The sequence below is a fragment of the Methylobacter sp. genome (genome assembly GCF_036845245.1).
Taxonomy (GTDB): domain Bacteria; phylum Pseudomonadota; class Gammaproteobacteria; order Methylococcales; family Methylomonadaceae; genus Methylobacter_A.
Genome location: NZ_DAIUEH010000072.1, coordinates 1 through 21,683 on the forward strand (window position 1 = coordinate 1; position 21,683 = coordinate 21,683).

At 46.2% G+C, this 21,683-nt stretch carries 25 protein-coding genes; 6 read left to right on the forward strand and 19 right to left on the reverse strand.

Annotation, left to right across the window (positions count from 1 at the left end; genetic code table 11):
- Nucleotides 1–37: 37 nt before the first annotated feature.
- From V7051_RS22255 to V7051_RS22320, 14 genes are all read right to left on the reverse strand, one after another.
- Nucleotides 38–646 (reverse strand): hypothetical protein, encoded by a 609-nt coding sequence (locus V7051_RS22255; protein ID WP_333878790.1) that lies wholly within the window; start codon nt 644–646, stop codon nt 38–40.
- Nucleotides 647–1,160: 514 nt separating this feature from the next.
- Nucleotides 1,161–1,793 carry a hypothetical protein gene (locus V7051_RS22260; protein WP_333878792.1) on the reverse strand — a complete coding sequence of 211 codons (633 nt, stop codon included), beginning with the start codon at nt 1,791–1,793 and terminating at the stop codon, nt 1,161–1,163.
- 207 nt (nt 1,794–2,000) lie between these two features.
- A complete protein-coding gene (locus V7051_RS22265) occupies nt 2,001–2,417 on the reverse strand; it encodes a hypothetical protein (protein WP_333878794.1) in 417 nt (138 codons plus the stop codon).
- Nucleotide 2,418: 1 nt separating this feature from the next.
- Nucleotides 2,419–3,240, reverse strand: a complete 822-nt coding sequence (locus V7051_RS22270; RefSeq protein WP_333878796.1) for a prepilin-type N-terminal cleavage/methylation domain-containing protein — start codon at nt 3,238–3,240, stop codon at nt 2,419–2,421.
- A gap of 2 nt (nt 3,241–3,242) precedes the next feature.
- Nucleotides 3,243–3,809 (reverse strand): type IV pilus modification PilV family protein, encoded by a 567-nt coding sequence (locus V7051_RS22275; RefSeq protein WP_333878797.1) that lies wholly within the window; start codon nt 3,807–3,809, stop codon nt 3,243–3,245.
- On the reverse strand, nt 3,802–4,236 hold the full coding sequence (locus V7051_RS22280) for a pilus assembly FimT family protein (protein WP_333878799.1): 435 nt from the start codon (nt 4,234–4,236) through the stop codon (nt 3,802–3,804). Before V7051_RS22280 ends, V7051_RS22275 begins: the two co-directional genes overlap by 8 nt.
- On the reverse strand, nt 4,229–5,869 hold the full coding sequence (locus V7051_RS22285) for an O-antigen ligase family protein (RefSeq protein WP_334181176.1): 1,641 nt from the start codon (nt 5,867–5,869) through the stop codon (nt 4,229–4,231). The genes V7051_RS22280 and V7051_RS22285 overlap by 8 nt, the downstream gene beginning before the upstream one ends.
- Nucleotides 5,870–6,037: 168 nt before the next feature.
- Nucleotides 6,038–6,403, reverse strand: a complete 366-nt coding sequence (locus tag V7051_RS22290; RefSeq protein WP_333878803.1) for a type II secretion system protein — start codon at nt 6,401–6,403, stop codon at nt 6,038–6,040.
- Nucleotides 6,404–6,575: 172 nt separating this feature from the next.
- Complete coding sequence (locus V7051_RS22295; RefSeq protein WP_333878804.1) at nt 6,576–7,118, reverse strand: type II secretion system protein; 543 nt, start codon at nt 7,116–7,118, stop codon at nt 6,576–6,578.
- A gap of 145 nt (nt 7,119–7,263) precedes the next feature.
- Nucleotides 7,264–7,722, reverse strand: a complete 459-nt coding sequence (locus V7051_RS22300) for a hypothetical protein (protein WP_333878806.1) — start codon at nt 7,720–7,722, stop codon at nt 7,264–7,266.
- The gene (locus V7051_RS22305; RefSeq protein ID WP_333878808.1) at nt 7,719–8,942 is read right to left on the reverse strand and encodes a type II secretion system F family protein; all 1,224 of its coding nucleotides are present in this window, start codon (nt 8,940–8,942) and stop codon (nt 7,719–7,721) included. The genes V7051_RS22300 and V7051_RS22305 overlap by 4 nt, the downstream gene beginning before the upstream one ends.
- Nucleotides 8,943–8,974: 32 nt before the next feature.
- On the reverse strand, nt 8,975–10,681 hold the full coding sequence (locus tag V7051_RS22310) for a GspE/PulE family protein (protein WP_333878810.1): 1,707 nt from the start codon (nt 10,679–10,681) through the stop codon (nt 8,975–8,977).
- A 363-nt stretch (nt 10,682–11,044) separates the two neighbouring features.
- Nucleotides 11,045–12,697, reverse strand: a complete 1,653-nt coding sequence (gene groL, locus V7051_RS22315) for a chaperonin GroEL (RefSeq protein ID WP_333878812.1) — start codon at nt 12,695–12,697, stop codon at nt 11,045–11,047.
- Nucleotides 12,698–12,745: 48 nt separating this feature from the next.
- Nucleotides 12,746–13,033 (reverse strand): co-chaperone GroES, encoded by a 288-nt coding sequence (locus tag V7051_RS22320; protein ID WP_333878814.1) that lies wholly within the window; start codon nt 13,031–13,033, stop codon nt 12,746–12,748.
- Between the two features lie 148 nt (nt 13,034–13,181).
- Here V7051_RS22320 and V7051_RS22325 point away from each other — a divergent pair, with 148 nt between their 5' ends.
- Complete coding sequence (locus tag V7051_RS22325) at nt 13,182–13,928, forward strand: HesA/MoeB/ThiF family protein (RefSeq protein ID WP_333878816.1); 747 nt, start codon at nt 13,182–13,184, stop codon at nt 13,926–13,928.
- Nucleotides 13,929–13,996: 68 nt separating this feature from the next.
- Here the strand turns inward: V7051_RS22325 and V7051_RS22330 are convergent, their stop codons facing one another.
- The gene (locus V7051_RS22330; protein WP_333878817.1) at nt 13,997–14,203 is read right to left on the reverse strand and encodes a hypothetical protein; all 207 of its coding nucleotides are present in this window, start codon (nt 14,201–14,203) and stop codon (nt 13,997–13,999) included.
- 291 nt (nt 14,204–14,494) lie between these two features.
- Between V7051_RS22330 and pqqA the strand changes: the two genes are divergently transcribed.
- The 5 genes from pqqA to pqqE all read left to right on the forward strand — a co-directional run bounded on the left by pqqA (nt 14,495) and on the right by pqqE (nt 17,704).
- Complete coding sequence (gene pqqA, locus V7051_RS22335; RefSeq protein ID WP_006892363.1) at nt 14,495–14,569, forward strand: pyrroloquinoline quinone precursor peptide PqqA; 75 nt, start codon at nt 14,495–14,497, stop codon at nt 14,567–14,569.
- Nucleotides 14,570–14,679: 110 nt separating this feature from the next.
- Nucleotides 14,680–15,591, forward strand: coding sequence for a pyrroloquinoline quinone biosynthesis protein PqqB (pqqB, locus tag V7051_RS22340; protein WP_333878819.1), 912 nt, complete (start codon nt 14,680–14,682; stop codon nt 15,589–15,591).
- Nucleotides 15,592–15,601: 10 nt separating this feature from the next.
- Complete coding sequence (pqqC, locus tag V7051_RS22345; RefSeq protein WP_333878821.1) at nt 15,602–16,330, forward strand: pyrroloquinoline-quinone synthase PqqC; 729 nt, start codon at nt 15,602–15,604, stop codon at nt 16,328–16,330.
- Nucleotides 16,327–16,599: a pyrroloquinoline quinone biosynthesis peptide chaperone PqqD gene (gene pqqD, locus V7051_RS22350; RefSeq protein ID WP_333878823.1), complete on the forward strand. Its 273-nt coding sequence runs from the start codon at nt 16,327–16,329 to the stop codon at nt 16,597–16,599. The genes pqqC and pqqD overlap by 4 nt, the downstream gene beginning before the upstream one ends.
- Nucleotides 16,577–17,704: a pyrroloquinoline quinone biosynthesis protein PqqE gene (gene pqqE, locus V7051_RS22355; protein ID WP_333878824.1), complete on the forward strand. Its 1,128-nt coding sequence runs from the start codon at nt 16,577–16,579 to the stop codon at nt 17,702–17,704. The genes pqqD and pqqE overlap by 23 nt, the downstream gene beginning before the upstream one ends.
- A gap of 71 nt (nt 17,705–17,775) precedes the next feature.
- Here the strand turns inward: pqqE and V7051_RS22360 are convergent, their stop codons facing one another.
- From V7051_RS22360 to V7051_RS22375, 4 genes are all read right to left on the reverse strand, one after another.
- Complete coding sequence (locus V7051_RS22360) at nt 17,776–18,351, reverse strand: UbiX family flavin prenyltransferase (protein ID WP_333878825.1); 576 nt, start codon at nt 18,349–18,351, stop codon at nt 17,776–17,778.
- Between the two features lie 135 nt (nt 18,352–18,486).
- Complete coding sequence (locus tag V7051_RS22365) at nt 18,487–20,373, reverse strand: Hsp70 family protein (protein WP_333878842.1); 1,887 nt, start codon at nt 20,371–20,373, stop codon at nt 18,487–18,489.
- Nucleotides 20,374–20,414: 41 nt separating this feature from the next.
- On the reverse strand, nt 20,415–21,062 hold the full coding sequence (locus V7051_RS22370) for a DUF2760 domain-containing protein (protein ID WP_333878827.1): 648 nt from the start codon (nt 21,060–21,062) through the stop codon (nt 20,415–20,417).
- A gap of 19 nt (nt 21,063–21,081) precedes the next feature.
- Nucleotides 21,082–21,462 (reverse strand): hypothetical protein, encoded by a 381-nt coding sequence (locus tag V7051_RS22375; protein WP_333878828.1) that lies wholly within the window; start codon nt 21,460–21,462, stop codon nt 21,082–21,084.
- Nucleotides 21,463–21,683: the final 221 nt, after the last annotated feature.

Sequence of the window (21,683 nt, forward strand, 5' to 3'; positions counted from 1 at the left end):
ACGACGGAAGCTGGCTCGGCTTTATCCTTGTACTTCATCATGACTGACTACTAGAGTCGATACCTGCCGCGATAATGGCGACGACGAGGCTATTCGTCACCGTTGTGGTAGCGCCCGGAATGGCAAAACTGTTACTGGCTGTCGCACGTATATCACCGACAGTAACATCCCACGGATTGCCTGTTCCGATCGCCCCCCGGAAAGTGACAATCTGCGTAGTCTGGTGATCGCCGGAGTCGGCTACGGTCGGATTCGCCATAGCGTTAGATGTCGCACGCGTCCAGAAAACCGTCAGGCGTGTTGCCGTTGCTGCGCCAGCAGTCCCGGTCCCTTGAGGGGAACTGGGCAGCTCGACGAAACCAGCCGTGTTAGATGACAGCGTCGCAGCTTGGTTCGCGCTCTCTACAATCAGCAGCGCAATATCGTCCGCCTGATGCGTCGGCCACGAGGGTGTGCGAGCACCGGTTCCGCTAGATGCTGCCCCCTGTGCCTGATAAGTCGGCGCCGCTGCTTGCGCGGCATCAGAGAATAAAGCCAACATTGTCACAAATGCTGCAAGAAGAAACAGGAATCCGTACCATGACCGGGTAACAAAAAGAGGCAAGCCTCGAATCGACAACAATAGGCTTGAACTACATTTATTCATTAGGTTCTTTTCCTGCTTACTTATCCAAAAGACAACAAATAACAGAGGAAGGGGTCAAGCACGAATATTCCTCGAACGAAAAAATTGGAGGATAAATCCTGTTTTTCGGGAATCACTTTATTCCCATTTATGTTGTTTTCTTTGCAAGCCATCAAATACCTTGGGATCAGACCTATTTTCTCCATTTCCGCGACATCACTTATCGCGATCTGTACCTGATGGGCAATATCCAGATTACTCTCAAAATATCGATGTAAGTTGAGTCCATAGCTTTTATTTCAGGGAACAGATTTTTCTTAATTATCATTATGTAGCAACTTATTGCCTTGCGATTGCAGACGATTTTAATTCATCGTTAGCTTTCACTTTAATTTATCGAATCGGCCTCTACCCAACTGCGCAGTTGTTTAAAATAACCTACTGCCGTGTAAATCCTGATATTGAATTGAAAGGCCGAACTTCATCGATAACTTTTTTTGCTAGAGTAAATTCTAGCCGATAAAAACAGCACTCATCAATGCATCTGCATTCCAACCAAAGTAACCTCAACCATGGACATAACAGCAACAACCAAGCCGACTGTTTTAGGAAAAGACATGACGAACTTATCAACTCCAACTTGCATGACTTCGGCCTTCTTGTTTAGGTTACTATCACGTGTTGAAATCCAAGTGTTGGAAAAAGCTTCAATCTTCGATAAGGTGGACAGGGAAAACGCGAGCATGAGACCGACAGCAATACCTATGACACACCCTAATAGCAAAAACCACTTTACACTGACTAATAGCCAGGAAACATAAACCTCAGGCAAGTGTAATCCGCTACTGATCCAAGGAACAGCTACTTCCGTATCCACTTGAGTTATCAATCTGTTTGCAGCATAAACTGCACCGGCAGTGATGAAAACGGCCAGAACATAGCGATAACGCTGCACAGACGGCCAACTATCACGTGTAATCTCAAGTATACGCAACTGACGGCGAAAGCTCACCCAGCTATTCATTTTCTCGAACATCCGAAACATCATCTCGCTGTAAAAAATTAATCCAACACCGACAATGAAAGAAAAACTGCCGCTTATGAATAAAAACCTTAACAAGGAAGTAAGGAGTATTTGATTAATTATCTGATTTGAAATGGAGAACATGGCTTATCCAAAGAGTGGTGGATAAGATGTAAGAAATACATCTTATCCGGGTTGTGATGTAATTTTAAAAAATCGACTATATACCTCAATCTGTTGTATGCAAAGAATAAATGATGAGATTGAGCTAGCGGACTGTATCGGCCTCACTATCATTCGCTATTGATCGCCGCACCTCCGATGTCCCTATGCATACATGGTTGACTAAAATCATTGTGAGACAGTTGCGGTTAATCGTCGTTCAACAGCAAAATCCCCAACAGAGGCATTATTCGCGGTGGAAGTAATTTGATAGACATTAACATTGTTCGCTGTTGAGCCTTCAGTTACTTGCGTACGGATGCATATTACTGATACAGCGTAATTCACAGCGCTTACAGGTGTAGTTGGCACTGTCAATACGAGAGTAAATACGGAAGGGCCCGCAATACAGCTGGAAGCAATAATAGCCCGATAAATCCCCCACTCAATCCCCGCGCGCGCCGCCTGATAGGCCATTGCCCCCTCTTCATCCAGTGCGCTGCTTTGATGTTGCATGGTCGATACCCGGCCGATAAATACCGCGATGCCGCCCAATACCACAATCAGGAAAATGCCCATGATCAGGCTGAACCCGCGCTGTTTCATATTACGGCACATTCTGGACATGAACCTGATGCAGCAAAGTCACGTTGTCACTAGTGTTGAATAGCGTGAGCCTCATAGTAATCAGACTTGCGCGCTGGGTGGCGCCCGGCGCATAGAAAAAATTACTGGTTGCGCAGTTAACCCCCGTTGCTAATCTAGTGCTGATTGCCGCATTGAGAGGTGCGATCAATAGATTAGTCGGCTGCGCCGCCTGTCTGACATAACCGGAATAACGCCATAAAGTATTCCCGATACAGGCGAATGTCACAGGCCCTGTAATAATCTGGAAACGATTGCCGGGCGACGCGAATGGAAACAACATGCCATTATTAAAGCATATTCTGATTGCAGACAATGTACAGGCCACGCTGGAAGTCAGCGCCACCACATTAACACCAGCATAAACAGCAGCTGGAGTAGTATTGTAGACTACGACCTCTTCTCCTACAGCTGGAACAGTCGGCAGTATACCGATTACATCGAAACTGGTATCGGCAGCCACAAAATCAAGGATATCGCCAGCACAGGCCGCACTGCAATCCTGTACATTACGATAGCGCCCACCTGTAATGGTCGGCAAGAACTCAATAAAATTACCGCTAACCCGCACGCTATTAGGTAAAGCTGTATGAAGTTCACGCGCCATACGGCGCAAAGCGATATCCGCTGCATCGGAAAGATCGGCGCGCGCGACCGCATCAAAATAGCCTCGCATAGGTGCGGCAAAGCTCGTTACCAATGCTGCCAGTATTCCGGTAATTATCATTACCATAATTACTTCAATCAGGGTAAATCCGGATTGACTGCGGTTATGTAATAGCATTATCAGGGCTCTCTTGGAGTATAGCGGGTACGGTAACTGCCCAGTATCACCGTTGTGTTGAGCGGACCAGTTACAGTGACTGTTATCGACAGCGAGTCGGCAGCAGCAATTCCGTTTATTGCCTGATTAACGACAGTTACAGCAGCGCTATAGCCATTTAAGCCTAGATTAGTATTGGTAATATCCCTGATGGCTCCTGCCGCCATATTGAATCCGTTATAGTCACTGACATTATCAAAAAACGGTGCCGCATAGCGCGTCTCGCCGACTTCGGGGCCAAGCGGCGTAAGGGTCTCGTCATTTGCACCGCCGACCCCACCTGTACAATTCGCCGCACCGATTGCTGTTCTAACATTGGGGTCATCAGGATCGCAGATGGTAAACGGCATCAGCTCGATTTCTTCCAGCAACGCTTCGGCAATCGCCATCGCCTGCTTTTTAACCACCGGGTCGGCGGAATGCTGCACGTTGAAATTGATAGCAGAAATAATCCCGGCCATTGCTATACCAACGATGACCATGAATATAATCAACTCTATCAGTGTCATGCCGTTTTGACGGTTACCCACAGGTTGCACCCTCCTCATGTACATATCCTGTTTCGGCTTCCAGACAGATAAAGCGGTTCACATCGCCGCCCCTGATAGTAAAAGTCCTGACGGCCGCCATCAATACTCCCCCCACGGACGGCTGCCCCAACCCATTAAAAGTCACAGTACCAAAATTGTCCACATTGACGCCATTCAAGGAAGGATAGGATTCGGTTCCCACGACCACCGCGCAGCTGTTAGTCACGCTGACAGCCACCGGAGTTGCTCGCGTGGCAATCGCCAGTTTCTGCGCCAGTTTAATTGAAGCTTTCACAGTCTCGGCACAACCGTCGGCATCATGGCTGGCAAAATTGAGCCTGGACGAGGCAGAAGCCGACAGGATGCCTAGAATAACCATCATTACAACCAGCTCGACCATCGTAAAGCCTTTGCACTGTTTAATCATGCGACACTGATTCTAACAATTGTTGTGCCGCTTTAAATTGTGGTCGCCTGTGGACCAATAATTTGGCTTGTTCGATGGCGTTGGCATGTTCGCCTACAAAGTCCAGACAGCTCACGTATTCCATTTGAACGCCGTCTGAATGCGGTTGTAGGCTTTTCGCACGATTGACCCAGGTGATAATGTCCTGGTGTGAAGCTGGTTGTTTAAGCTGAGTTCCATACTGGCGATGTAGTGCTAGTTTTTCCAGCAAATTATTGACTTCAAACGGGTTAACTTCAAGCCCTTTGCTAAAAATAGCGTCACTTTTATCCAACAGATCGGGTCTTGCCTGGGCTGCCCCCAGTTCTCTTAAAATAATGCCTTCTTGCCAATAGTATTTAGCAGTACGCGGTTGTAAAGTTCGCGCAATGCTATGCCAATACAAACCACGTTGTGCATCACGATGCTGAAACCGAAATTCGCCATAACCGGCGGAAACTTCAGCAAATGCGGGTAACCCCAACCATGCCATCATTCCAATCACCAGCGCGTTGCCTATAAATCCGGAACGCAAGCCTAAAAATTGTCTCGGCGTTTTTGGCAGCAGCCAATGGGCTGCCCCCATGTCAATAAATTGCCAGTTGATAATTCCCAGATAAACACCAAAAGCAGCCAGTAAAAACGGAATATGGAAAGGGTAGTCCACCAACGCATGGGCTAACATTGACGTGATAGCGGTCGCAGACAAGATAAGCGGCAAACGTTGCTCAGCCATTGTTTGCTGACGAAATTTGATAAGCTGCCCATACACAGCAATAAGCATCAACAAAAACAGGCCCAAGCCCAATAGGCCGCTTTCGAGAGCTAATTGCAGGTAGTCGTTATGAACGAACATTATGTGTCTATCAAGGAACGGCGGCACTTTATGAACCTCAAAATAATAGCCGAAGTTAAAATAACCGATGCCCAGCCACAAATGTTCGAATATCCCCTGCCAAGCGATCCGATATATTTGCCACCGGTCTGAAGAGTCACCATGACTCAGCGTGGCAAAAACAGCATCCATATTCCAATCGGCCAGCCCCAACCAAGCATAAAATTTGAAAAAACCAAGAACGGCTAGAAATCCGCCTCCTATAGCCCGATAGCGTCGCCATTGCGCGACTATTGAGGCTCGACCAGCAAAAGTTAGCAAAAACAAAATACCTGACAGCAAACCTAAATAACCTCCACGGCTTTGCGTTGTCAACAGAGCTGCAAACAGCAACAGCGTCAGCCCGTACACACCACGTCCGCCGCAACCTAGCAAGTAATAGGCAAGAACCGGCATCAGACCCAGATTGAGCGTTGTCGCCAAAATATTAGGGGTTACAAACAAAGCCAGAGCTCTCGCGCTTTTTTGATCAATAAACCCCCAGCCGGTTAACCATTGCACTAAAGCCCAAACAGCAATCAACGCAATAATCGCAGAGAATATTTTAAAGCCTGTTTTCGTTAACCAAGCAGAACGGCACGTAGCGGCAATAAACGCAATCAACAACGTTGACGAAAAATAGATGCCGCCAGCATTATAAGTGGGGCTAATATACAGTACGTTAATGAGCTGCAACGTGCAGAATCCGACTAATGCGGCACTGATCCATGACAATGCCAATGATCGTTCTTGTTGCAGACTAGCCAATATCACTAATAAACATGATCCCAGCCACCAAAAAAGTGATTCAGTGCTGTACGACGCCCTCAATAAGCAAAGAAGTGATGCGGTAATAACAAAAAAGGGCGCAAGCGCCCTTTTGGTAGTTAAAATAAGTTTCAAGAGAACTTAGCCGCTACAAAGAGAAGTATCAACAGAAAATGCCTTGGTTGGAGTTCCTCCTGAATATACAGCGGTAACGGCCGGGCAAGTGCCCGTAAATGTTACATTATCTATTGCGGCATTTCCGGCTACAGCTGTTTGTATACTAGATGACTTGGTTGCAGCATAAGAAATTACAGCCGCTGATTTAAATGCGGCGATCCCTCCATCCAGAACTGCATTTTTTGCGTCTGTATCCAGACTCTGCAATTTAGGCAACGCAGTCGCCGACAAAATACCTAAAATTACAATAACGACGACTAATTCAATTAAGGTAAAACCGGATTGTTGTTTCATGCTTGATAATTGCTTCATGTTAGACAGTTGTTTCATTTTTATGTCCCTTCGGATGTTATTAAATAAATAAAATATAGTAAAAATAAGAAATTAAAATGGATTGCGTTATAAAGGCTCCAAAAGGATGTTTATTTAAAAAGCATAGACTAAGTTGACTCTTTTCTCAATCAAAGCTGATTCTTGTACTGATTCTTTTTGTAACCTAGGTCTAACATCCCGTCGTATTAATAATGCTGATTATGGGAGCAGCATTGGCGACGGGTTCGGTATAGGTAAATGAGCAAGTGCTGGAAGAACTGCCGCCACGTACCTGAAAAGTTGCTACCGATCCTGACGAGGTGTAGTCATATCCTTCCGCCTGCAATTCAGTCTGGTTTGGATTAAATACGGTGGTCAAGCCGGCAGCGGTCAATATGCCGGTTGTGCCGATTGAGGTAGCCGCCGGATAACCGTTAATCAGATTGATAATGCCTGCCTCGGTACACAAGGTGCCTGTACCGGTAGAGTTGTTATTAGCCGTGCCGCCGCCTGCAGGGCAAGTTGCGGTATCGGCTCTGCCGTTACGTGCAAATAAAGTCGCATGAACCATCGCCGAGCTCGCTGCAACACTGCCGCGCGCCGCATTAAGTTTGGCAATACGGGCATCGAGCTGCAAATTGGTCAATCGCGGTAATGCCACTGCCGCCAAAATAGCTAAAATGACGATGACGACGATCAATTCAATTAGGGTAAAACCTTTTGATTTATTCATTTTTTATGCGTTCGCATGGTTTGGTGTAATTAGAGATTCTACTCTTTGCTGAACGGATTTAATTTTAGCACTAGTTTGAGCTTCTGCTAAGTAACAATACTTAGATTCTTTAAATTAGCTTGAACTGGATTAAGCACTCGGTAACCTACTCAAGCACTAAATCTATCCCCCCAATGGCTCCCAATGATGCTCGATTAAGTTTGGCGCTGCCGATTAATCGATAGCGTACTTGGCGACCATCTTTAAAAACGTACACCAAGCGCTTGGCATTAGTATCAAAATACCAGACGGATTCAGCTCCCAACGGTATTTCTGCATATTCGCCGCTATAATTTTTCGGCCGCTCACTCACTAACTTTAACGGATTGGCGTCATCTATCTCGCTAGCGGCAATCGATTGCCCGGTCGCATTACGATGAGCCCATAGTTCGCGTAACTCCCAACGTATGTTAGCCACATCGGTTTCCATCATTGACTCCTCAACTTGGCTTTGTGCGCGGTTAATATTTGACAGTACAATAACTACCAGTACGGCGATAATGCCGTTGGTGATCGCAAAATTGAAAAGACTCGCCGCTGCAAATTTGAAAATATTTATCTTCATTTATGTATCGACGCTTTACCAAGATCCCAAATGGGTAAGAAAATACCCAGAGCCAGAATAAGCACAAGGACTCCCAGAAATACGATCATAATCGGCTCGATTTTGGCTCCCAAGTTTTTGATTTCGTATTCAACATCGCGCTGATACATATCGGCAATTTCTTCCATCAAGTCATCTAATGCGCCCGACTCTTCCCCGACAGCAATCATCTGTAGTACTAAAGGGTTAAAAACACCGGTATTGGTTGCCGTGCGCAGAATGGATTCGCCGCGCTCAACGCCGGTGCGCATTTGTTCCACTTTTTGTGCGATAAATTCATTATCGACGGTTTGCGCCACCAAAGTTAACGCACTCATGATGGGAACGCCACTTTTGCTGGATAGAGCAAAACTCCTTGCAAAGCGCGCCAAAGTGGCTTTATGGATGATCGGCCCGGCAAGAGGCGTTTTTAATTTGAAGCTATCCCATTGATACCGGCCTTTATCTGATGCGATATATGAGCGAAACATCAATATGCCTCCAGCGAAACCGGCTAATAAATAAGGCCAGAAGGTCACCATAAAATTAGAGCCATTCAATAAAATGCGCGTCATTAAAGGCAGCTCTGCTCCCAAGCCTTGGAACACTTTAGCAAAAGCCGGGATTACAAATATATTAATGACGACAACCGCCACCGCCATCGCCATCATGACAAATGAGGGATAGCGTAGCGCCGCTTTGATCTGCTCACGCATAAATTTTTCAAATTCGAGATGATCAAACAAACGCATAAATACCTTATCCAGCATCCCGGTAGTTTCACCGACCCGTATCATGCTGACATAAAAACCGCTAAATACTTTCGGGTGCAGGTTGAGCGCAGCAGATAGTTCACGGCCGCTATCAAGACTTGAGCGAATCTCGGAAATTACCTTGACCAATGCCTTGCTTTTGGTCGATGACAACAGCCCGCTCAGAGCGCTCATGATAGGAATACCCGCCTTGAGTAAAGTGTACATCTGCCGACTGAACATCATGACATCAATCAGTTCTATACGTTCTTCAAACAGATCAATGGACAGGTTATGCCCAGCGGATGGCGCTGAGGCAGGTGCAATTTCGACCGGTATAATATCGATACTAAACAGGTGTTTTGCCAGCGCGTTACAATCAACGCTTTCCAATACGCCTTTTACCAGCTCGCCTTTTTTATTACGGCCTTTGTATGAGAAAAATGGCATTTTTAATTTTTAATGATTGATGTTGATAACAACTATTCTTCAAATTGGTTGCTGATGCGCATTGCCTCGGCAACTGTGGTGCGTTTGGCAATAACCATCGCTACCGCATTACTGCGTATTGTTTTTCCTGCCATTTGTTTACGAGCCTGTTTAATAAAAATACTGGTGTCATGATGATTGGCTGCATCAGTAAGCTCGGTATTCATTTCCAGCAGCTCGTAAATGCCTACGCGGCCTTGATAGCCGGTGCCGTTGCATTGAGTACAGCCTCTGCCCTTGACAAAGCTATATTGATCCAAGGTATCGCCCAGTTCGAGTTTTAACCAGGTCTGTTCAAAAGGTTCCGGTATGGATGGTTGAACACAGCTCCCGCAGACTACCCGCACCAGTCGCTGGGCGATTACGGCCAGCAAGGACATCGAGACCATAAAACGGGGCACTCCCATATCAACCAGACGAATTGGCGAACTGACGGCATCGTTAGTATGCAGGGTTGATAACACTAAATGGCCGGTCATAGCGGCACGTAAACCAATCTGGGCGGTTTCATGATCACGCATCTCGCCCACCAGAATGATATCCGGATCCTGACGTAAAGAGGAACGCAACACTCTAGCAAAGTCGAGATCGATCTTTTCGTTAACTTGCACCTGATTAATACCCGGCAGGCGATATTCAACCGGATCTTCTACCGTGATGATTTTGTTAGCGCTGGAGTTGAGTTCGCTAAGTGCAGCATAAAGCGTGGTGGTTTTACCGCTACCGGTTGGCCCGGTAACCAATATCATGCCATCCGGACGATGCAGCAGCTTGCGAAAACGCACCAGCATCTCGGGCGGCATGCCCAGTTTTTCCAACGAGAACCCTTCGGTATTTTGGATCAGTAAACGCATTACCACAGATTCGCCGTAGATAGTCGGCATGGTCGATATACGCACATCGACTGACTTTTGCTGCACTTTCATCTGAAAACGACCGTCCTGCGGCAGTCGTTTTTCGGAGATGTCCAGGCCCGACATCAGCTTGAGCCTTAACACCAACGCTGTGGCAATTTTTAAATCGGCTTCAGTTAGCTGGTGCAATACGCCGTCAACGCGAAAACGGATATACAGTTTGTGTTCTTGCGGCTCTATATGAATATCGGACACCCGCACTTTTATAGCATCTTCGAATACTGATTTCAGGAGCTTTACAACGGGCGCATCGGCCGCATCAGCCGAGGTCAACAGCATATTGAGGTCGATATTGTCATCTTCCGACATATCGCTACGCAATTGCTCTGCTAAATTATCGATTTCATCGGTACGTCGATAGGATTGATCTATCGCCATTAACAAATCAGATTCCCTGACTACGACAGGGCGAATAGTTTTTTTCAGGATACGTGTTAATTCATCCAGCCCCATTAAGTCGGTAGGGTCCGCCATAGCCAACAGAACATCGAATTCATTATTTTCCAGCAACAAAACACGAAAACGCCGCGCTAATGCTTCTGACAATAGTTTGGTAACTTCAGGTTTGCGAGGATATTGTAAAATATCCAAAAACGGGATTTTTAATTGCTGTGACAGGAAATTAAGCAGATCTGTTTCACTGATAACGTTTAAATTGATCAGTGTACGACCCAGCTGTCTCCCTGTTTTCTTTTGTTCGGCCAGTGCCGATATGAGTTGTTCCTGAGTGATAATCTGGTTTTGTACCAGCAAATCGCCGATACGAATTTTTTTGGTAATATCCATGGAGTAGTTGGTCAGTTGTAGTCAGCTATAATTTTTTCCGGAGCTTATTCAGCTGCGCCTCGGCACACCGCTACGCTGCTCCGACATCACCGAAAACGTCTACCTATTTGCTCTAAAAGCTATTTATCCGGTATTGTGGCACAGAGTCTACTGCCGGTTTTACGGTATTAGCCGTTTAAATTTAGCACAGCCTAAAATAAATACCGATAACTTTCAGATCGGAAGCGAGAAATCACTACCTTTGATTACTTTGGCGAACGTATGAGCCTCCCGCTCAGCGACCGTCATAAAAAAAGCCCCGGCTGTTTAAAACAACCGGGGCTTTCATTTCACTTAAAGCGACGGGGCTTTAAGACGACAAAATTACATCATGCCGCCCATGCCACCCATACCGCCCATGCCGCCCATGTCATGGCCGCCGTGACCGCCTTTATCTTCGCTAGGCGTATCGGCAATCATCACTTCGGTAGTCAGCATTAAACCTGCAACAGATGCAGCATTTTGCAGTGCTGTACGGGTTACTTTCGCAGGATCTAAAATACCCATTTCGATCATGTCACCGTATTGGCCGGTTGCTGCGTTGTAACCGAAGTTACCTGTGCCTTTTTGCACTTCATTGAACACAACTGAAGGCTCGTCGCCAGCATTGGAAACGATTTGACGTAAAGGCTCTTCCATTGCACGACGCAGAATATTGATACCTACTGTTTGATCGTGGTTGATGCCTTCCAGTTTATCAAGAGCTGAAATAGCGCGAACCAGCGCTGAACCACCGCCTGCAACGACGCCTTCTTCAACGGCTGCGCGTGTTGAATGCAATGCATCTTCAACGCGGGCTTTCTTTTCTTTCATTTCAATTTCAGTTGCAGCGCCGACTTTAATCACAGCAACACCGCCCGCTAATTTAGCCAGACGTTCTTGCAATTTTTCTTTGTCGTAGTCGGAAGTTGCTTCGTCCGCTTGCGCGCGAATTTGTGCAACACGGCTTTTGATTTGCTCTTCAGAACCTGCACCATCGATGATAGTGGTGTTTTCTTTAGTGATTTGTACTTTTTTAGCTGTACCCAATTGAGATAATTCAGCTTTTTCCAGGCTCAAACCGACTTCTTCGGAAATAACCACACCGCCGGTCAGTACCGCAATGTCTTCCAACATGGCTTTACGACGATCACCGAAACCAGGCGCTTTAACCGCTGCCACTTTAACGATGCCGCGAATGGTGTTAACAACCAAAGTTGCCAAGGCTTCGCCTTCTACATCTTCAGCAACGATCAATAAAGGACGGCCGGCTTTAGCCACGCCTTCCAAAACAGGAAGCATGTCGCGAATATTGGAAATCTTTTTATCGTAGATAAGAATCATCGGATCGTCTAATTCGACGCTCATGTTTTCTTGTTTGTTGATGAAGTAAGGGGACAGGTAACCGCGATCAAACTGCATACCTTCAACAACGTCTAATTGGTTGTCCAGACCTGAACCTTCTTCAACAGTGATGACACCTTCTTTGCCGACTTTTTCCATCGCTTCTGCAATGATTTGGCCAACAGACTCGTCAGAGTTTGCAGAAATGGTGCCTACTTGAGCAATCGCTTTGTTATCGACGCAAGGCGTAGCGGACGCTACAATCGCCTCAACAGCTTTAGATACGGCCAAATCGATACCGCGCTTTAAATCCATTGGATTCATGCCCGCAGCAACGGCTTTTAAGCCTTCATTGACGATAGATTGCGCCAATACGGTCGCTGTAGTGGTACCGTCACCGGCCACATCGGAAGTGTGCGAAGCCACTTCTTTAACCATTTGCGCGCCCATGTTTTCGAATTTATCTTTTAATTCGATTTCTTTAGCAACCGATACACCGTCTTTAGTGATAGTTGGAGCGCCGAAGCTTTTGTCTAAAATCGCGTTACGACCTTTAGGACCTAAAGTCACCTTGACTGCGTTTGCTAAAATATTAACGCCGCGGGCCATACGGACACGAGCGTCATCACCGAATAATACGTCTTTTGCTGCCATTTTTATTCCTTTTAAATTTGTATGTGAATGTGCTTGACGTGTTCAGGCTTAACCTAAAACGCCCATGATGTCTTCTTCACGCATAACGATCAGTTCGTCGCCATCAACTTTAACTTCGTTGCCTGCGTATTTGCCAAACAGCACTTTATCGCCGACTTTAACTTCCAGAGCGCGTACAGTGCCATTGTCCAGTTGCTTGCCATTACCTACCGCCAAAACGACACCTTGGCTTGGTTTCTCGGCTGCTGAACCAGGCAGTACAATACCGCCAGGTGTTGTAGTTTCTTCTTCAACACGTTTGACTATCACTCTGTCGTGTAACGGACGTATTTTCATCAATATCTCCTAAACATTAAAATTAAAGGTTAAATTCAGTTTTAGATTTTAGCACTCACCAACACCGAGTGCCAACAATAATCAGTTTTTGCAGTCTAACCTGATCTTTGGCATCATCTTTCATCACAATACAGCATCAACATGACTTATGAATGACAACCAACTACTGCGCTATAGCCGCCAAATCATGCTTCCTCAAGTCGATATTGAGGGACAACAAAAACTTCTCGCTGCCAACGTCCTGATTGTCGGCGCCGGAGGACTCGGGTCCCCTGCTAGTATCTATCTTGCTGCGGCCGGTGTCGGCAATATCACTATTTATGATAATGACGTCGTAGACTTATCCAATTTGCAAAGACAGATTACTCATCACACACCCGATATTGGGACTGATAAAGTAATTTCAACCCGCCAAACGCTTAATCGGCTAAACCCCGACATCAAGATCAGGGCTGTCAAACAAAGGCTTGAGGGTGAACAACTTGAATTAGAGGTGACGCTAGCGGACGTGGTTTTAGACTGTAGCGATAACTTCTCAACACGCTTTGCGGTCAATAAAGCCTGTGTCAGACATCAAACGCCCCTGGTTTCCGGGGCTGCGATTCGTTTTGAAGGCCAAGTAACTGTGTTTACCCCTGGCAAAAATGACAGCCCGTGCTACAACTGCCTATACAACAGCGATGGCGAAGAATTACAAAACTGCGCTACAAATGGAGTCATAGCACCTATTACCGGCATAGTAGGTAGCATTCAAGCATTGGAAGCGATGAAGCTGATAATGAATATCGGGGAAACTTTAACCGGTCGGTTATTACTGCTGGATGGACTAACGATGGAATGGAATACAATGAATCTGAGGAAAAACCCTAACTGCCCGACCTGCGGCAATTTATAGGCTTAAATTGATATGAGAAATTTCCAGGCGAATAACATCACCTGGAAAGCTCATCAACAAACATATCTTTACTTTTTAGTAAACTTATCCTGAACGAATTTAATCGCTTTTTCTGCAAAATCATTGACCGCCGACGGACTATCGCCATGCGGTTCAATTTCACCGAACGGTTTGTCGCCTGCCTTGGTAAATCTGTAAATAAAATAACCTAATGGTGCAAACGCGAACGCTGCAATAAGTATCATAACTACGAACAACTCAGTAACTCCACCCATGACCCCTCCTCATATTTTTATATGTGTATTATTATTTTTAAGGTGAAATAAGATCATACGCTCTTCCCGTCAAAAAAACATCTTTCACAACCTATCTAAACATCTTGTAATTTAATCGCTTATCCTTATTTTGGCATTAGCGCCGAACAGCTTAAGATCCATATAAAAAACAGGATTGTCGGCTTTCGGCGATGTCAAAAGTTGCGTAAAAAAATCGTTCATCGTATACTTCAATTGAGCTTACTTGATCAAGCTAGCATAATAATTTAAACACACATCTGGAGGTTCACTATGAAATGGGAAACACCAAGCTACACAGACCTGCGTTTCGGTTTTGAAGTAACAATGTACATCTACAATCGTTAATTCGATTTAGATTAAGAAGGGGCTCTTTATGAGCCCCTTTTTTTTGCCTGATGTCTTTTATTCCCGTATCATTCGGCCCCTATTCCCTATTTTAGGTTACTTTCTAAACTATGAAGATCAGAGTTCTCGGTTCAGGTGCAGGCGGCGGTTTTCCTCAATGGAACTGCAACTGCCATAATTGCCACCGTTTGCGTCACAAGGAAATGAACGGCAAAGCCCGTACCCAGTCATCCATTGCGGTCAGTACCGACAACAAAAACTGGCTGCTGTTTAACACATCTCCCGACATTCGCGCACAGTTGGAAGCTTTTCCGGCAATCCAACCTAAAGAAGGCGTTCGCGATACCGGCATTAAAGCTATCATGCTGATCGACAGCCAGATTGACCATACTACTGGAATGCTAATGCTCAGGGAGGGTAAACCGCTGGATGTTTACTGCACCGAAATGGTCAAACAAGACCTAACCACGGGCTTTCCGTTATTTAACATGCTGGCCGATTACTGTACCGTAAACCATCACCCGATTCCTTACGATGGCAGCAGCTTTACCATTCCCGGCATAGATGATTTGCGCTTTTATACCCAAGCGTTAAAAAGCAAGGCGCCGCCTTATTCTCCACATCGGCACGATCCGCATGACGGCGACAATATTGGCGTTATCATCGAACAAATTTCTACCGGAAAAAAAGTGTTTTATTCCCCAGGTTTGGGCGAAATAGAACCGCATGTCATGGCTGCGATGCAAGCCGTTGACTGTTTGCTGGTAGACGGTACCTTTTGGACCGATGACGAAATGTGCACGCAAAACATCAGCCATAAAAAAGCCCGAGAAATCGGCCACTTGCCTCAATCAGGCGAAGGCGGGATGATAGAAGTCCTAAATGGCGTTGCTAAAGCTCGCAAAATATTGATCCACATCAACAACACCAACCCGATCTTAGACGAAGATTCCGAACAACGTAAAATACTCGATGCCGCCGGCATTGAAGTCTCCTACGACGGCTTGGAAATCGACTTATAAAGGATGCCCCATGAGCAGCGATAATAAAACTTGGACCAAAGAACAATTTGAAGCCGAACTACGCGGCATGGAAAAGTATTACCATATTCATCATCCCTACCACACCCTGATGAACGAAGGTAAACTCACCAAAGAACAGCTACAAGGCTGGGTCGCCAACCGTTTTTATTATCAGGTCTGCATTCCTATTAAAGATGCCAACATTCTGGCCAATTGCCCGGATCGCGAAACCCGCGCAAAATGGGTACAGCGGATTATGGATCATGACGGGCATCCCGGCGATCCGGGTGGTATTGAGGCATGGATACAGCTAGGCATCGCAGTCGGCTTGACTCGTGAAGATATTACCTCATTGAAATATGTGCTGCCGGGTGTACGTTTTGCTGTCGATGCTTATGTTAATTTTGCCCGCAGAGCGGAGTGGCACGAAGCGGCAAGCTCTTCATTGACCGAACTGTTTGCCCCTAAAATCCATCAACAACGCCTGGACAACTGGCCCGAGCACTATCCTTGGGTAGAACAGGAAGGTTATATCTATTTCCGCAAACGCCTGACCGAAGCGCGCCGCGATGTCGAACATGGTTTGTCCATCACGCTGGACTGGTATAAAACCCGCGAACAACAAGATCGCATGATTCAAATCCTGCAATTTAAACTGGACGTGTTATGGACGATGGCCGACGCGATGTACATGGCTTATATTCACGAAATGCCGCCTTACTTTAATATTAAAAAATGAGCATTAATCCAGATCAAACCATCAAATTTTCCCCAATGCATCGTTTGCAGTGGGAAGAAGTGCAGCAGAAAGATGTTATCCTCTATCCTGAAGGCATGGTGGAACTCAACCAAAGTTCCGCAGAAATCCTGAAATTATGCGACGGTAGCCGTAAGCTTGCCCAAATCGTCAGCGATCTGGAACAAAAATTTGCAACAACCGGTCTCGTTAATGACATTACCGCTTTCTTGGAGGTCGCTTTAAAAAATGGCTGGATCCAACAAAATTAACATCACCCCACCGCGCTGGTTGTTGGCGGAGCTGACTTATGCCTGCCCGTTACAATGCCCTTACTGTTCCAATCCAATTGATTATACGAAACATCAATCCGAACTGGACACCGATGACTGGAAGCGCGTACTCACGCAAGCCCGCAAAATGGGCGCAGTTCAACTGGGCTTCTCCGGCGGGGAACCGTTAACCCGTAAGGATCTGCCTGAGCTGGTTAAGCATGCCAGGGATCTGGGCTATTATTCCAACCTGATCACCTCAGGTTATGGACTGACTGAAGAAAAAATCGTCCAACTCAAGGAAGCCGGACTGGATCATATTCAAGTCAGCATTCAAGCCAGCAGCCAGGAATTGAACGACCATATTGCCGGTACTGCATCATTCGAGCACAAAAAAGAAGTCGCGCATCTGGTCAAAAAGCACGGTTACCCGATGGTATTGTGCGTAGTTATACACCGTGAGAATATCCACCAGATGCCGCAAATTTTGGAGATGGCTGAGGGACTGGGGGCCGATTACCTGGAACTGGCAAACACCCAATATTATGGCTGGGCACACGCAAACCGCGATTTATTACTACCTACCAAAGAACAGTTCGAACAGGCGGAACAAATCGCCCAGGCTTTTAAAGAAAAAGTCACCGGTAAAATGAAAATCTATTATGTCGTACCGGATTTTTATGAAGACAGACCTAAAGCCTGCATGAACGGTTGGGGCACGACGTTTTTAACCATCGCTCCGGACGGAGTCGCTTTGCCTTGTCATTCCGCCCGCGACTTGCCGGGATTGGATTGCCCTAATGTGAAAGACTACAGCATCGAACAAATCTGGAACGAATCGAAAGCCTTCAATTTTTTCCGTGGTTTTGAATGGATGAAAGAACCATGCAGCAGCTGCGATGAGAAAGAAAAAGACTTCGGCGGCTGCCGTTGCCAGGCTTATTTATTAAGCAACGACATGTACGCTGCCGACCCGGTGTGCAGCAAATCGCCGAATCACCATGTTATTCAAGAAGCGATAGATTCAGCCAAAGCAAGCGCCTTAGCGGACAATGAAAAACCGTTGATTTTCCGTAACAGCAAAAATTCGCGGCTCTTGTCTTAAAGGTACTATCCGTAAAGAATCCTTTAATTTATTCACCACAAAGACAATTATTCTTTGTGGTGGAAACTCTTCTACAATCCTTCCCAAGGCGTGTATAAGCCGTCGACATTAACCCCGAACATATCCAAAACCCTGCCAACAGTTTCATCGACCATTGCCGCCAGCGAATCCGATTTGCTGTAAAAAGCCGGCATCGGCGGAAAAATGATACCGCCCATTTCAGTCACGCTTGCCATATTGCGGATATGCACCAGATTTAGCGGGGTTTCCCGGGGCATGACCACCAAGCGCCGACGCTCTTTTAACACCACGTCAGCCGATCGGGAAATCAGGTTATCGCCAAAACCATGCGCAACCGCCGACAGGGTTTTCATTGAACACGGGGCAATAATCATACCTTCTGTTTTAAACCCGCCGCTGGAAATACTGGCGGCAATGTCATCAATCCCGTGAGTGACATCGGCCAGCTCAACCAGTGCAGCACGCTTCATACCCATTTCATGCTTTAAATTCACCACCCCGGCCGAAGAAATAACCAAATGCGTTTCCCATTGTTCCTGTACCTGCAAAATTTGCAGCATCCTTACTCCATAAACCGCACCGGTTGCACCGGTCATGGCTATGATTAATCGCTTTTTTTGATTCATTTCTTATATGATTTAGTTAGAGGAGTACCCTCTACAGTAGTTTGTGTTTGCCCCACTTATCGGCAGGTCATCTTTTGCCGGCTCTATTGCACGAGAAACTAGACTCTCACAGAGCGATGAGCCGGGGGATCTTACTCATCCATCACTTCCTCTGACATCAAACTCAATCTTCCAACGACTGCTGTCTTTTTCAGAAACAGCTTGCAGTTCCAATGTACCGACTTCGGTTACGGCTGCACACAGATGTACAGGTACGACTTCACCAGGTCTGCGGCCTTCTTCCGGCAAGATAATTTCAATCTCATCCAGTTCGTCGAGCTCTTCGTTAGTCCAGTAATCCAGGCGGGTCCCGACTTTGTCCTCCCGCCGGGTATTGGAGGCGAAAAACCGAAACCGTACCGGCTCCCCTATCACCAAACCGAACTCATCGTCCGGCAATTCTTGTTGAGTACCTTCTTCCATACCGAACGGGGCAATACACAAGGCCTGGATTTCCGGTGCCATACCGGGCACGGCAGGCATAGCGCTTTCTATGCCGACATAATAAGATGCCGCTGTACCGCCTTTAATACGCACCCCCTTGCCTTTGCGAACGTAGCCATAGTAAGCAGCTCCGCGGGCTACAGCCAAATCAAGATCGGCACCTGTCAATAATCTGGCTTCGGGCGCTTGCTCCGCTGTCAACCATGAGTTTAATACGTCCATTAAACGCTCTGCCAAGGCTCCCGCCTTTAATACGCCGCCATTAAACAACACGGCAGTAGGATGCAAGAAAGTGGCATGTTTCGGCAAATTAATGTCTTTGAGCTCGTCCGCGGCACTTTGTTGTTTGGACAGGAATGCCGCCAGATGACGAGTAATCGCTGCATCCTGGGCATAAGGCAAACCGGCGCTTCTTAAGCCGGTACGGGGACGACTTATCGGCCTATCGCTGACAGCCACTTGAGGCAGGAAGCCTTCAACCAATACTTTATTGACTTCTTCACGGGTCAATTCCGTGCGCAGGGTACCGCCGATTAAAGAAGATCCTCTGCTTGCAACCACCAGAGGGATATTATCAAGCTCGAAATTAGTAAAAATTTTCTCCTTGGCATCGCGACAACTATGAGTCAATGCCTGAATCTGCCAAGGCTCTAAACGTTTGCCGTCTTTTTCCAACTTGGCTTTGACCGTATAGGCCAAAGCCAAATCCATATTATCGCCGCCCAGCAGGATATGATCGCCAACCGCCACGCGAGTCAGCTCTAGATTACCCTCCTGTTGGGTGACCGCTATTAATGACAAATCTGTGGTTCCACCGCCTATATCTATTACCAGGATAATGTCACCAACCTCGACATGTTTGCGCCAGTCGCCGTGACTTTTCTCTATCCAGCTGTATAACGCAGCCTGCGGTTCTTCAAGGAGAATTGCCTGACCTAGACCTACAGCACGCGCCGCTTCAACCGTCAATTCCCGTGCCGCCGGATCAAATGAAGCAGGCACAGTAATAACGATATCCTGTTGGTTCAGCGGTGCGTTCGGATTCAGGTTTTGCCAAGCATCGCGCAGATGTTGCAGATAAGCGGTAGTTGCCTGGAACGGCGAGACGCGTTTGACTTCATCCGGGGCTTCAGCAGGTAAAATAGGCGCTTTGCAATCCACACCCGTATGACATAACCAACTCTTAGCGCTGGATACCAAACGTATCGGAGTTTTGCTGCCCAGGTTACGGGCAATTTCTCCGACTAGATAATCCGACTTTGCAGCCCAAGGTAATGAGGTCGAATCTTCTGCAAGTTCGGCTTCGTGGGCCAGATATAAAAATGATGGTAACTGATATTTTTCTTCAACTGAACCGGGAGAGGTCAGTTGCGGTATAGCCATAACTTCAGGCGAAAACTCTTCATCGTCGATATTATCAAGATCGGCATAAGACAAAACACAATGCGTCGTCCCCAAATCAATGCCAACAGAAAACCGTGTTCTATTTTGCGGATATTCAGCGGCAACGCCCTGATCAGGTGAATTTCCTATCTCCATCACAGCCCCTTCTTCCGGTTGTATCTGATCAGACGAATCACTCATAGCTCAACCTCTGCCGGCGCAACAATGGTTGCGTTATGTCCCAAGGTCAATTTAGGCAGTCTGATACCGGTAACTTGCCAGCCTTTATGAACCAGCGTGCCGGTAAAAGGCGCAGCACCAATAATATTGCCGGTTAAACGCACGGTAGCGGCATCAAAGCCTTCCGGCAACGTAACCTTACTGCCTTCTTGCTCGTTGCGGACGGTGGCTAAAGTAAAATGTTCATTAATCGCTTTATTACATCCTTCATGCACGACACGAGCAGCAATACCAATATCCGCATCGCTGAAAGACGCAATATCTTCTTTAATAAAATCGATAAAGCGCGCTTCTTTTTGCAGTAAACCCAATAATTGCAAAGCAGCGTCCGGGGTTGCCTCTTTTAATACTACAGGTTCCGGTGCTGGCGCATGAACGAGTTTTTCAACTTCGACGATTTTCTCGACAATTTTTACTGTCGGTTCAGGCATTGCTGCAGATTGTTGAATAGTCGCTTTTTTCTTGCAACGAAATTGGCTGATCACCATAGACAGTAACAATACGATTAGAATCAGTGCCAATAAAGCGACGGCGCTTGCCAAATAAACATGCCACAAATCGAATGTAGTGGGCTTCAAAGATAGGTCGATTGCATAAGTATTCATTACTAGACTCTTTTAGTTATTATTGTTGACCCGATTTACGGGCTGCTTCACTAAACATCATACCTTGCAAAACATTACGCGTAGTTTGCATGCGCATCTGCTTTAAGTGGCGGTCGGCAATAGTACCCGGCACTTTTTCAGCCAAGTAAATTTCACGCATTTGCGATAAAACCGACTCACATTGTTTCATAATCGCTTCAGTTGCCCGGCGGCTTTCCAACTCCTGATAAGTGGGCTTTTGCATTTCTCCTGAAACACATTTTTTATATTGATATTGGGCATCCTGAATTTTCTTAATTGTGGCATCTGAAAGAGTAGTATTCTGCCATTCATTTTTAGCATCATCAGCAAAAGCTGTTGCTGATAAAAATAAAACAGTTAAGAAAAGAATCTTTTTCATGGTATTTCCCGGAAGTGTTAATGGAATGTTATCACCTGATTTTACGCGAACTGATCAAAAATAAATAACCTTTATCGTCGACATAAAGAACTCATGATATGGGTTTTATTTCAGTTAATGAGCCCGGTTTTTTAATTTTCAAGGGCATAAAATGTATAACACTCCCTTTAGCAAATTTCAGTCAAAAAAAAACCCAAGCTTATGGGGCTTGGGTTTTTAGG